At 60.2% G+C, this 12,372-nt stretch carries 9 protein-coding genes; all 9 read right to left on the bottom strand.

Annotated features, from left to right (window positions below; genetic code table 11):
- Window positions 1–28 precede the first annotated feature (28 nt).
- Window positions 29–2,443 carry a TonB-dependent receptor gene (locus BFP95_RS21895; protein ID WP_065910688.1) on the bottom strand — a complete coding sequence of 805 codons (2,415 nt, stop codon included), beginning with the start codon at window positions 2,441–2,443 and terminating at the stop codon, window positions 29–31.
- Window positions 2,444–2,544: 101 nt separating this feature from the next.
- Window positions 2,545–3,522, bottom strand: coding sequence for a FecR domain-containing protein (locus BFP95_RS21890; protein WP_065910687.1), 978 nt, complete (start codon window positions 3,520–3,522; stop codon window positions 2,545–2,547).
- Window positions 3,523–4,038 carry a sigma-70 family RNA polymerase sigma factor gene (locus tag BFP95_RS21885; protein WP_065872287.1) on the bottom strand — a complete coding sequence of 172 codons (516 nt, stop codon included), beginning with the start codon at window positions 4,036–4,038 and terminating at the stop codon, window positions 3,523–3,525.
- An 85-nt stretch (window positions 4,039–4,123) separates the two neighbouring features.
- Window positions 4,124–5,308 (bottom strand): aminotransferase class V-fold PLP-dependent enzyme, encoded by a 1,185-nt coding sequence (locus tag BFP95_RS21880; RefSeq protein WP_065910686.1) that lies wholly within the window; start codon window positions 5,306–5,308, stop codon window positions 4,124–4,126.
- A 15-nt stretch (window positions 5,309–5,323) separates the two neighbouring features.
- Window positions 5,324–6,568 (bottom strand): MFS transporter, encoded by a 1,245-nt coding sequence (locus BFP95_RS21875; protein WP_065872285.1) that lies wholly within the window; start codon window positions 6,566–6,568, stop codon window positions 5,324–5,326.
- Window positions 6,569–6,584: 16 nt separating this feature from the next.
- Window positions 6,585–8,435: an IucA/IucC family protein gene (locus tag BFP95_RS21870; RefSeq protein ID WP_065889287.1), complete on the bottom strand. Its 1,851-nt coding sequence runs from the start codon at window positions 8,433–8,435 to the stop codon at window positions 6,585–6,587.
- 37 nt (window positions 8,436–8,472) lie between these two features.
- On the bottom strand, window positions 8,473–9,621 hold the full coding sequence (locus tag BFP95_RS21865) for an NAD/NADP-dependent octopine/nopaline dehydrogenase family protein (RefSeq protein WP_065879967.1): 1,149 nt from the start codon (window positions 9,619–9,621) through the stop codon (window positions 8,473–8,475).
- A gap of 25 nt (window positions 9,622–9,646) precedes the next feature.
- On the bottom strand, window positions 9,647–10,690 hold the full coding sequence (locus BFP95_RS21860) for a PLP-dependent cysteine synthase family protein (protein WP_065872282.1): 1,044 nt from the start codon (window positions 10,688–10,690) through the stop codon (window positions 9,647–9,649).
- A 14-nt stretch (window positions 10,691–10,704) separates the two neighbouring features.
- Window positions 10,705–12,099 (bottom strand): Y4yA family PLP-dependent enzyme, encoded by a 1,395-nt coding sequence (locus BFP95_RS21855; protein ID WP_065910685.1) that lies wholly within the window; start codon window positions 12,097–12,099, stop codon window positions 10,705–10,707.
- Window positions 12,100–12,372 lie beyond the last annotated feature (273 nt).

The following is a 12,372-nucleotide window of genomic DNA, read 5'->3' as shown; positions in this document are numbered from 1 at the left end:
TGCAGCTAGCCGTGCCGGGCCGAAGGTTTCAGAAATCGACCGTGGTCGACAGTAGAAGGGTGCGTGGCGAGCCTTGAGAGAACGCACCATAGGAAGCGACGCCCGACCAATACTCACGGTCGAACACGTTCTGTACCGTGGCGCGGAAGGTCGTCGGCCGCTGGGCGATACGCGTGCTGTAGCGCACGCCCATGTCGAAGCGAGTCCAGGGGGCCAACTGCTGGGTGTTGGCCTGGTTCACATATTGGCTGGCGGTGTACAGCGCCCCGCTGGTCAGCGTCAGCCCCTCGACCCAGGGCACGTCCCACTCGGCCCAGAGATTGGCTTGCACCTTGGGCACCCCCACCGGGGTATTGCCCCGGTTGGCGGCAACCGCGCTTTTGGTCAGTTGTGCATCCAGCAGCGTCACCCCGCCGAGCAGGCGTGTACCTCGGCCGGCCTCGCCGGATACGTTGAGTTCGAGGCCCCGGTTGCGCTGTTCACCCTGTACCGCAAAGGTTGTGCCTGACAGTTCGCCGCTGGGTTTGGTGATCTGGAACAGCGCGAGTGTGGACATAACCGTGCCGTAGTCGAGCTTGACCCCGACCTCATGCTGGCGTGAGACGTAGGGGGCAAAGATCTGGCCCGCATTCGAGGCTGTGGCGGGAGCGATATCGCCTTTGCTCAAGCCTTCCAGGTAGTTGTAGTAGAACGACACGTGATCCCAGGGGCGGACGACCGCCCCGAACAGCGGCGTCGTCTTGCCATCGTCGTAAGCCGTGGTCACCGCACCTGCCGCGTCATAGTTGTTGGAGCGGATGGTCTGTTTGCGCAGGCCGACAGTCACCTGCAGGCGCTGATCGAGCATCGACAAGGTGTCGGCAACCGCGACGCCGGACAATTCGGTCGCCGAGACTTTCGGCGTGGCAGGCGTTGGAATGTCTACCTCCGGCCGGGAGATAGGGTGGTAAATGTTCGACAGGATCGGCGGGCCGGAAATAATGCCGCGCGACAACTCATCGCGATAGCGCGTGACTTGCAGCGTGGTGCTGTGGCTGATCGGCCCGGTGTCGAAGCGCAGTCTGGCGCCGGTGTCGACCGTGTAGCGCCGGACCTTGAATTTGTAATAGCCGGGAATCGACGAGGTGTCCCCGGCGGTGTTGACGATGGTCGGGGTCTGGTCGGAAAGGCGTGCCACGTTCGACTTCCCACCGCCGGCATGGGCGAACAGGGTCAGTACGTCGTTCACGTCATACTCGCCACCCAGCAATGCCGACTCGTCGCGGGTTTTGGACCAGCCCCACGCCTGGCTGACGTTGGTACGCCCGTTGGCGGCGTGGGGAATCGGCACACCGGGAGCGATCAGAAATGGCCGTGAAGCCGCGTCAAATTGCTCTTGCTGGGCGATCAGGTCCAGGCTGGTGCGCAGGCGATCACCCTGGTAATCCAGGGAGATGGCACTCACCCCGACGTCTCGCGATTGCTTGTCGATGACGGTGTCACCCTGCTGCGCGCGGCCGTTGACGCGCACGCCGAATCGCCGGTCCTCGCCAAACCGCCGACTCAGGTCGATGTGGGTGCCCAGTTGCAGGTCTTGGCCATAGGTGGCCGTGACGCGGGTCAGGTCCTCGTCCAGGGAGCGCTTGGGGACCACGTTGATCACGCCACCGACGGCGCTGTTGGGGGACATGCCGTAGAGGAGGGCGCCGGGGCCTTTGACCACTTCGATGCGTTCGGCATAGTCGGTGAAGACCCGGTAATTGGAGGCCACGCCGTACACGCCGTCGAACGCCAGTTCCCCAAGGTTGCCTTCGCCCACCGGAAAACCACGAATAAAGAATGAATCGACGATACCCCCCGTCTGGCCGGTGGAGCGGACCGAGGAGTCGCGCTCCAGCACGTCGCCTACGGTTGTCGCCTGCTGGTCTTTGATCAATGACGCGGTATAGGTGCTGATGCTGAAGGGCGCGTCCATCACATCCGTATTGCCCAGCAGGCCGAGACGCCCGCCCTCGGCTACCTGGCCGCCCGGGTACACCGGCGGCAGGCTATCGGTATGTTTTTGCGCCGCCTCCACCGTGGTCGCCGACAACGTTAGCCGGCGCGGTACCAGGGTGTAGCTGCCATCGCTGCGCAACACCATCTCCAGGCCGCTGCCTTCGAGCAAACGCGTGACAGCCTCCTGGGTGGAGTAGGTCCCGCGCAGTTCGGGGCTGATCAGCCCCTCCGTGAGCGACGGCTGGAACGACAGGGCAATGCCGGCGTCCACGGCAAAGCTTGAGAGCGTTGCGCCGAGCGGGCCGGGGGCAATGTGGTAGGCCTGCAAAGCGACCGCGTCCAATTGGGCCGGTTCGCCCGCCAATGCTGCCGGGCAGACGGCACCGGCCAGCAGCAGGCTGAGCACGACGCCGTGCACCATCGGTTTGAGCGGACGAGCCGGACGCAGGGGCCGTGCTACAGGCATGAAAGGAGGACCCAATGGACGAGAGGAAAAGGCTGTTCCTGTCTTTGCCAGCCGAGATCGAAAAAAGTATCACCCCGACCGCCGTTTATTTTTGCGTGAAATCAGGCGGGCGACAGGGTGACCCAATAACCGCGCAAATGACTGTTCGCCAGCACGGGGTAGGTGTGCACCAGCATACTCAAAGTGCGATCGGTATCACCGACCGGAAAGGCCCCGGAAATGCGCAGGTCGGCGATGGCCGGATCACAGCGCAGGAAGCCTCGGCGGTAGCGCGTCAGTTCCGCGACGAAATCCGCCAGGCGCATCTTGTCGACCATCAACATGCCTTGGGTCCATGAGCCGATATAGCGATCGGTCGGCGCCAGCTCACCAAAGGTCTGTGAGGAGAAGTCGGTGCGCTGCCCGGCGTTGACGATCAACGGTGGGGTCTGGCGGTTATCGGCCAATATCACGCTCACCGCGCCGTCGATCACGGCGAGGTGCGTGCGTGGGCTCACTTCTCGTACGGTAAAACGTGTGCCCAGCGCCTGCATGCGCCCCTGGCGGGTGCTGATCAGGAACGGCCGGGGCTGGGGGGCGTTGTCCACGGCGGTCTGCACCAGGATTTCGCCTTCGCGCAGGTGAATAAGGCGTTGGCGGTCGTCGAATACGACGTCGATAGCGGTATCGGTGTTCAGGGTGATACGCGAGCCATCGGCCAGGGTCAGTTCGCGGCGCTGGCCAACGTCGGAGCGGTAGTCTGCTGACCATTGCTGCGATTGCGCCAGCTTCCAGCTTCCCCAACCCACAGGCATCACCGCCAGCAGGATCGCCAGCTTGCCCAGTGCTGCACGACGTTCCGGGCTGTTTGGCCGGTCCAGCGCCGACATCGCCAGGGAGGGTGGCAGGCCGCCGAACTTGCTCTGCAGCAATTGAGCACGCGACCAGGCACGATCACGCTCCGGGCTGCTGACCTTCCAGCGCTCCCATTCGGCGCGCTCGTGCTCGCTCAGTTCGCGTTCGTTCAAGCGCATCAGCCACTCGGCGGCTTCTTCGAGTACCTGCGGGTCCAGCGGTGGCTCCCTGCGCAGACCGAGCATTCATTCCACCAGCATCAGGCATTGTACGAAGGCCTGTTTCATGTAGCGCTTGACGGTGATCAGCGATACACCCAGCTGCTCGGCGATGTCGTCGTACTTGAGGCCGTTGATCTGCGACAGCAGGAAGGCCCGCTTGACCAGCGGCGCAAGGCTATCGAGCATGACGTCGATTTCGTGCAGGGTTTCCAGCACCATGAAGTGCGCCTCGGGCGACGGCGCTTCGTGGGTGGGCACGTTCGCCAGTGCATCCAGGTAGGCGCGCTCCAGTGCCTTGCGCTGGTACCAGTTGACCAGAATGCCCTTGGCCACGCAGCTCAAGTACGCCCGTGGCTGGTCAATCACCGTGACTTGTGAGGCGAGGATCCGGGTGAAGGTGTCCTGGGCCAGATCCGCCGCATCCATGGCGTTACCCAGTTTTCTCTTCAGCGTGGCGTACAGCCAGCCGTGATGCCCGCTGTATAGGGCCTCGATGGCACGCAGGTGATTGAGATGATTCGCGGAAGAGGTTTCGCTCATGGCGGCAGATTTGTTTGTAATTGAGAAGTATTCCCAATGCTAGTTGACAACCCGACTTGAGCGCAAGCGCGATTGTCTCCCGTGATCAGGCATGTGACAGGCGTATCAAGGCGTCAATCAATGAATCGATTTCGGCTTCGGTGTTGTAGGCATGAACTGACGCACGGCTGACCTCACGCAAGCCCCGATGTTGCATGTCGAGCAGGGTGGAGCCTGCGTTAGAGGTGCTCACGTTGATACGTTTGGGGTGCGTGGCGAGCCACTGCTGCACCTGTGGGGCGCTGCTGTACCGATGACTGAACGTTACGATGCCGGACTTTACAGGTCCCAGGTCCTGGGGAGTGATAGCCGTCACTTCCGTCAGTCGATGGCGTAAGTAGCCTGCCAGGTGCTGGATGCGCTGCCACATCGGTTCGATGCCCTGCGCCAGCGCATACTCCGTCGCTGCCCCCAGGCCCAGCTTGGCCGCGACGTTGCATTCCCAATTTTCAAAACGTCGGGCATCAGTGCGAATTTTAAAGCTATCCGCCGTGAGCAACGAGGCCGCGTGCAGGTCAAGAAAAACCGGCTCCAAGCGCTGGCACAGGGACGGCTCGATGTACAGGAACCCCATGCCCCTGGGCCCGCGCAGATATTTTCGACTGGTGGCGGTGAGCATATGCCAGCCGATCTTTTGCACATCGATCGGTACCTGCCCCACCCCCTGGCAAGCGTCCAGCAGGAACAATACGCCCGCCGCCCGGGCGAGGGCACCGATCTGCTCGACGGGTTGCACAGGCCCGCCATTGGTGGCGATCATCGGCAGCGATACCAGGGCGACGCGCTCGTCTTCAAGCAGGGTCGCCAAGGCCGCGAGGCACACCTGGCCGTGTTCATCGTTGGGGATGATCCGGATCTCGATCCCGCGCTGCTGCCTCAATTGCAGGTATGGGATGTAGTTGCCGGCGTATTCGGTCATTGATGTCAGCACGGTATCGCCGGGCTTGAGCGCCAGTGAATAGAAGGCCATGTCCCAGGCCCGGGTGGCGTTTTCGACCACCGCGATTTCATTGGGGCGCGCATTGATCAGGCGCCCGATGGCGGCGTAGACATTTTCCAGTTCAGCCGCGCATTGGGCGGCCGCTTCGTACCCGCCGAGGCGCGCTTCCTGTTGCAAGTGCCCAGTGATGACCTGGACCACCGGCTCAGGCATCAGCGCCGCACCGGCATTATTGAAATGGATCAAATGCTCGACACCCGGTGTGTCGGCACGCAGTTGTTCAACGTTCACACCCTCACTCCTTGTTCAGTCGCCGTCCGCAACGCGATTGGAAGGCGCGGACACCGACCAGTACCGCAACGCGATCATGGGAATCAGCGCCACTGCATAGGCCAGGCACACGAAAAGATAGGTGTATTGCAGGCCATAGACCTGGCTCAGCAAGCCACCAATGGAGATGCCGGCAATCGAGGCGAACTGCGCCGTACTTTGAGCAATACCCAGTACGTAGCCTTGTCGCGAGCTGTCGGCGGTTTTCGAGACCAATGCCATCAGCACAGGGGTGGTCGCCCCCAGCAGCACCCCCCAAATGAAGTAGGCAACGATAAATACCACGGGGCTGCGCGTTACGCCTGCCACGGCAGTCAAGGCAATGCAGCCCATGACGATATACGTGATGCGTTGCAGGGTTTCTGCCTGGGAACGATGCTCGAAGTAGCGCGACCACGCCGTTGCCGACAGGATAAAGCCCAGGGCCAGCAACCCATAGCACAGGCCGACGACTGAGTTGCTGACCTCGAACGTCGAGCTCACGTACAGCGAAAAGGATGTCTGCGGCAACATGCGCGCCAGCAGCAGGATCCCCATGACACACAGCAGCGACAGCAGGGGAGAGCTGCGCCATACGCTGTCGGTGCCTGCGGCCGGCGCGCGGGTGGCCACCGCCGGTTTTTTCGGTACGGGAGGCACATCCGGCAACGTCACGGCGGCGATGACGGTACAGAGTGCACAGAGCACTGAGGCGACGATATTGATCCAGAAAAACGTCGCGAAATCGAGGATCAGGCCGCCTACGACCGCGCCCAGCAGTGAGCCGACATTGGTCGATATCTGCAGGATCGCAAATAACCGGGCCCGTCGCGACGGGGCTTCGATACTGACCCCGTAAGCCTGCGCCGGGGCTATATAGCCAGCAAAGGCGCCCTGCAGAAAACGCAGGACCAGGATGACCCAGATGTCACTGAAAAACGCCAGCCCGAGCTGGGTCAGGGACAACCCCGCGAGTGCGCGGATCATCATTAATTTGTGGCCGTAGCGATCGCCGATGCGGCCCCAGAATGCACTGGTCAGCATGATGCCCAGCATCGGCCCGACGTACACGGCGATGCTGGCGAAGCTGAATATCGACTCCGAAGAGGCCAGCCCGCGCAGGTGCACGGGCCAGAACGGCCCGCTCATTTCCATCGCGCCCATGGAGACCAGTTGGATCGCGAACAGAAGATAAATAAGGATTCTCACACTTGAACCCTGGATGGCACCTGCTTGGGACATGAGACGGCCTCGATCGTTAAACGGCAGCTAGCGGGTTGGTCAGGGTGTGCTGCAAACGGTAGTTGGAATACTGCATCAGATGCATGCGCAGCAATGAACGGGTAGGCCAAGGATCCTCGACAAAGGCCTGGCGTTCCACTTCCCACACCTGCGGCGAAACCCGATCGCGTACGGCGGCGAAGGCGTTTTCGGTTTCCTCGCGCAATACTGCCCACAAGCGCGTGTTGTCCATGCCGTATTCCTTGGTCAGCCATAGGGCCATTTCATGCAGGTGCGTGAGGAACGCGGCGTCCAGTACAAACATGCGCACCGGTTCGATATCACCGGTAAAGACCGTAGGCAGAATGCCAGGCTGCACGTGTGGCTGTAACGTATAACCGCGTTCCTCCAGCAGCGGGGCGTAGGTCCTGCCATCGCCAAAGTCGCGGATCAGCAGGCTGCGCGGCAAGCCATCGGGTGAGAACAGCACCATGGTGTTCTGCTGGTGCGCTTCGAGCCCGATACCGTACAGCAGGTAGATTGCCACCACGGGGTGGGTGACGACTTTGGCATAGTGGCGAAACCACCGTTCTACGCTGGCGGCGTCGGCGCGCTCCCCGTCGCGTTCGATCAGGTCGGTAAACAGCGGCCGACCGCTGCCCGGCAAACGGGTGAACAACGAAGCTACAGTGATCGGCAGGCGATCATCGTTGCGTTCGAACGCTTGCCGGCTGGCACGAAATACCACGGACAGGTGTTTTCCCGGTACGTCGTCCTGGGTGATCGCGTGTCGATAGCGCACGCCGATTTCTTCAGGGAAGATTTCCAGTTGCTGGTCGAAACCGTTTTCGGCTTCCAGGATTTGCGTGATCACCGTGCTGATGCGCGGCCCCATATGGATCGACTTGGCTTGCAGGCTGCGCAACTCGCTGGTCATCCACAACGCGATGGGCAATTTGATCAGCGGCGCAGCGTGGTCCAGTACCGGCATCATCGTGCGGTATGACATGGTCGGCAACGTCTGAATATCCGGCCCCTCGGTGATCAGGAGACCTTCTTCGATTTCTGCGGCAAACGTCTTGAGCACATAGGCCTGCAAATGCCAGCCATGAATCGGCAGTGGCAGCCATTGTGTTTCATCCAGTCCCTTAGCGTTCAGCGCCGCCTTCCATTGCTCCCAGTGTGCCGGGAAGTTGCTGGCGAACCAGGCGGGGTAGCTGGTCACGTGGGGCATGCTTTCGCTTTTGGCCATGTCAGCACGCAAGGCGGCAATTCGCAGGGGCACCTGGGCGTTGAACTCCGGAGACAGTTGCTCGACCTCAGAGTCATTCAGTCCGGGGCGGGCTTTCCAGGTCGGGTAGTAGGGGTGACCTTCCAATGAGCCCCACTGGTCCAGCAGGATGGCGGCGTCCTTGGTGCTCGAATGCCGGCGCAAGTAATCGGTAAGGCTGATGAGGCCCTGGCGTTGAGCGGCCTGGGCCAGGCGCGCGTTCCAGTGTTGGCGATACTGGCGTGCATGGGCGTCGTTCAGCAGGCTGTTTTCCATATCCGACTTGAGACCGGCCACGCCTTCGTCGCTGGGCTCAAAGTCGAAACTGTCGCGCAGTACATCCAGCAAGTCTTGATGGCGGGTGATCGCCTGGCGCACGCCTTCGGCCGTCAGCAGCACCACGTCGCCGTCATTGACCAGCGTGTCGGCCGGCCCCAGTGCAATCTCGGAGAAAAACAGCTGCGCGCCGCGCTGCTTGAGCGGGTAGGTGGCCTGGCGGCCGTCAGGGGTAAACGCCAGCGCCGAACGATCCAGGATATTTTCCGCAAACAAGCAACGAATCAGCCGGCGCAGGGCGTTTTTGCGGGAGTAGGCGATCAAGGTGTTGAGGTCATCCATATCAGCTATCTGCTCGTTGAGTCATTCATTAAAAGGGTTATGCCGTGCGAGGCCATTGGCTCGGGAAGTAATCCAGCGCCGAGTCGCGCAGGCCTTGCATGTAGGCAACGCTCCAGTGGAGGACTTCTTCGATATAGGGCACTTTCAGTTCAAACCGCCTGGCCATTTCCACCAGCAACACCAGCCCATAGGCGACGTCTTCGTTGAACGCGCGGCTCTCACGCTCGATCACATACCCGGCGCGGTTATCGCCGGCCGGCACCATGGGGGCGAGGATGTCGTTGTAGGCCTGGTTGGTGCGCAGAATCGACAACATGCTGCTCTGGTCGCGAATCTGATCGCCGTACGCCTCGACGATTTCCTGTTTCAAGGATTTGACGGACGACAGATCGACGCCCATGCGCTCACTGATGACCGCGCACAGTTCCTGGCTTTCCTGATCCATGCGTTCCAGGAAGTAAGCGCCCAGTTCGGGGCACTCCGTCCACCAGCACAGGCGCTGCGGAAAGATCTTGCGGTGCCATTGGCCGTAGGGGCCGATCAACCCGTAGATCACCGAGCTGTGCATGATCGGGTTGCCGGGCGTCAGGGTGATTTCCAGGTAGTGATCGAGCAGCGTGACGCAAGGGCCGTAGAGCCGTTTGAGGATGTCGTGCAGGTGCTGGCGCGACGTCTGGGATTCTCGCGAATGGGTCGCGACATACAACTGGCTTTTGCCGCCGCCCATTTTTATCGACCGGCCGGGTTTGAGTTCGAAGGCGGTATGGGGCACGTCCTTCATGCCCCATATCACCAGGTTCGGGTGATTTGCCAGTGTGGCCTCGGCCAGCCAGTCGAACCCGCAGAAGCCCGGAATCGCCCCGATGTACACCGGTTTACTCGTGCTCAAATGCGGCGCGATGGCTTGCAGGATTTTGGCGCGGGCATGGGCTGGCACCGTGATGATGACGATATCGGCGTCTTCGACGGCGGGCCTGGCCTCGGCGGTCACCCGGTCCAGCCGGGCGGTCAGCGTGGATCCGTCCGGCAGCACAGCCTGGAGCGGCACCTGCCGGGCGTGGTGGTCGATGACGTCCAGATTGCTGGTCAGCAGCGCAACCTGGACGTCGGGCAGTTGTTTGAACAGGATGGCGTTGAGATGACCGGTCCGGCCACCGCCGCAAATGGCGACTTTCAGCGGTTTCATGAGGCGTTCCTTAGTCGAAAGAGGGTCATGCAACGCTGAGTTGCAGCGGGGCGGAGCTGGACTCCTGCCAATGGTTCTTGCCCAACCAGGCATCCAGCTGCGACGCGACGCCGGGGTCGAGCAGGTCACGTTCGTCCAGCCACTTATCATCGAAGACCGTGTGCAGGTATTTTTCGCCGCCATCGGCAATCGGCACCACTACGTTGCCGCTCAGTACACCTTTGTGAATCAGTTCCAGGGCCTTGAAAATCGCACCACCGGTTGAGCCGCCTACGAGCAGGGCGAGGTGGCGGGCGATATAGCGGGAGGTCTCGAAGGCTTGTGAGTCGGTAACCTGCACGCCCAGGTCGATGCAGCTGTAATCGAGCACCAGCCCCACTGTGTCCCCGGCAGGCGTGCCGGTACCGGACTGATAATACGGATAGCCGGGGTGCCCGAAGACGATGGAGCCTGCGGGTTCCACTGCCACTGTGACGATGTCGGGGTTGTGCTGTTTAAGGCCCCGGGCAATTCCGGTCATCGACCCGCCGGTACCGACGCAACCGACATACGCGCCGATAACACCTTCGGCCTGAACGATGGTTTCCCGCACAAAGTCGCTGTAGCCGCCGGCGTTGGCCGCGTTATCGGACTGGTTCATGAACACGGCGCCCGGGATCTGCTCGGCGAGTTCGGCCGCCAGGCGCTGGCGCTCTACCACCGCGACTTCATCTTCGCGATAGGTCCCCGCGACAAACCGAATATCCGCGCCCAGTGCCTTCATCACCGCGATCTTGTCCTGCGCCGCGTGATGGTCAACCACCGCGATAAACTGCAGGCCGAATTCAACGGCGGCCATGGCCAGGCCGATGCCGGTATTGCCCGACGACGACTCGACCACCACACCGCCCGGTTTCAGGCGTCCGGATTTGAGCGCGGCGAGTACCATGTTGCGCGCCATGCGGTCTTTGATACTGCCACCGGGGTTATTTTTCTCTATCTTTAATAACAGCCGGGCGTCAGTTCCCGGGATATAAATACCCAACATTGGCGTATTACCAATCAGTTCGGAAACTTTGTTCAGTATCATAGGAAGTACTCCCTCTAGTAGTCAGGTGAAAACGCGTAGTTACCGTGCGTGCAACAGGTCGCCACCATTCGCCGAGGTAAGGGGTGACGATGAAACTCGTTCTCCAGCAAGTCCATTTGGTAGCCGGCGGTATTGGCATAAATCAATAAGTCGCCGGCCTTGGGGGACGTAGTAAAGTTGATCAGGCGCTGGGTGATGACGTCATCATCCAGACAACTATGCCCGGCAATATAGGCTTGCATCGGCGTGGCCGATGTTGGTGCCGCGCTGATTAATATCGGGTCGACCAGGTATTCCGACGCGAACCATGTTTCGCACGCGCTGAAACTACTGCCTTCGACAAACAACACAGTTTTGTTATTTGCCAGTTTTTTGCAGCGTGTAATGCGGAACACTGAAATGGCGGCTTGGTCCACCAGGCTTCGGCCTGGCTCCAATCCCAGTGTGATGTTGTTGGCTTTCAAATACTGGGCAATGTTCTGGTGCGGCGAGTAGGCACTTTCCAGAAATGAATGCAGCCACTGGCTCGCCGTCAAGTTGCTGCCGTAAGGGTAGTAAGAGTTGGGCACGGATTGGTTGTAATAGTGACTGGGTGTATTGTCGTTGTGTATAAAACGATCGTAGGCGTGTGGCTCAATATAGCGGATGGGCAAGCCTCCCCCGATATCGATCATGGTCGGGTTCAATCCCATCTTTCGAGCCTCATCGACGAAATCCGTCACTTCACGAAAGGCCTGTGCTCGGGATTCGAACCCATAGCTACCCAGGTGGAAATGGAAACCCTCGAAGTCAAAAAAAGCCCGAAGCCCGGTCAGTAAGTGCAAACACACCAACACGTCCGAGGCCCCCATTCCGAAGCGGCTGGTCGCACAGTTTTTGGGCCTGTAACGCAATAAAACCCGGGCTTTGATGGCCTTGCTGCGGGCTTCGAGCAGTGTTTTCAAATGGTCGAATTCTTCCAGTGAATCCACGCAGATCAGTGCGCCGGCCTGGACGAGCTGCCGATGAAAATCCTCGGTTTTGGCAGGACCGGTGGCACACAACTGATCGGCTGGCACACCGGCGCGCAGTGCTGCCTGCATCTCGTAAAGGCTGGAAACGTCGACGCCGATACCGGACGCCTTGGCCGCGCCCAGCAAACATTGCGACTTGTTGGCTTTGGCGCCATAGAAGACCGCATGCTGGACTTCATGCTGTTCCAGCACTGATCGCAATGCGCAGGTGTTCAGTGCAAAAGCATGTGGCCATACAAGATTCAGGGGCGAACCGTATTGTGCGACGAGTTCAAGCAGGGTGTCGGGCTGGCTATGTAACAGCTGTGCGATGCTTACATCCAATAATGGATTAAGCATTTTCGAAAGATGAACTTCAGTGCGCACTTTATTTGGGTGCGTTGTTGCAATGGACATAACTATTCCCTGGCGCTTATAGCGTCGTCATTCATATTTTAATCTCTAAAAGAGATCGATGAATGTGGTCTTGTCGCTCGTCGTGTTTTTACGCTTATGTGTTTGGCGGTGGATGCCACACGAATCCTGCAGGCGAAACTGTGGCTTTGACAGTCATAGTCGGTTCACAAAACAATTGCATAAGAACCCCATTTCATAAGGTTTATACGAGTGTAGCGATCAGCCACTAACTGCTGATTTTCTTGATCTAATTCACCGGTGAGTGATGGGTAA

The sequence above is a fragment of the Pseudomonas sp. 58 R 12 genome, from assembly GCF_900005865.1.
In the GTDB taxonomy this organism is placed as follows: Bacteria; Pseudomonadota; Gammaproteobacteria; order Pseudomonadales; family Pseudomonadaceae; genus Aquipseudomonas; species Aquipseudomonas tritici.
This window is presented reverse-complemented; position numbering and strand designations above follow the sequence as displayed.

Coding starts and splice junctions, on each gene's coding strand:
- BFP95_RS21895 (WP_065910688.1), bottom strand. CDS start 2,443: ATGCCTGTAGCACGGCCCCTGCGTCCGGCTCGTCCGCTCAAACCGATG.
- BFP95_RS21890 (WP_065910687.1), bottom strand. CDS start 3,522: ATGCTCGGTCTGCGCAGGGAGCCACCGCTGGACCCGCAGGTACTCGAA.
- BFP95_RS21885 (WP_065872287.1), bottom strand. CDS start 4,038: ATGAGCGAAACCTCTTCCGCGAATCATCTCAATCACCTGCGTGCCATC.
- BFP95_RS21875 (WP_065872285.1), bottom strand. CDS start 6,568: ATGTCCCAAGCAGGTGCCATCCAGGGTTCAAGTGTGAGAATCCTTATT.
- BFP95_RS21870 (WP_065889287.1), bottom strand. CDS start 8,435: ATGGATGACCTCAACACCTTGATCGCCTACTCCCGCAAAAACGCCCTG.
- BFP95_RS21865 (WP_065879967.1), bottom strand. CDS start 9,621: ATGAAACCGCTGAAAGTCGCCATTTGCGGCGGTGGCCGGACCGGTCAT.
- BFP95_RS21860 (WP_065872282.1), bottom strand. CDS start 10,690: ATGATACTGAACAAAGTTTCCGAACTGATTGGTAATACGCCAATGTTG.
- BFP95_RS21855 (WP_065910685.1), bottom strand. CDS start 12,099: ATGTCCATTGCAACAACGCACCCAAATAAAGTGCGCACTGAAGTTCAT.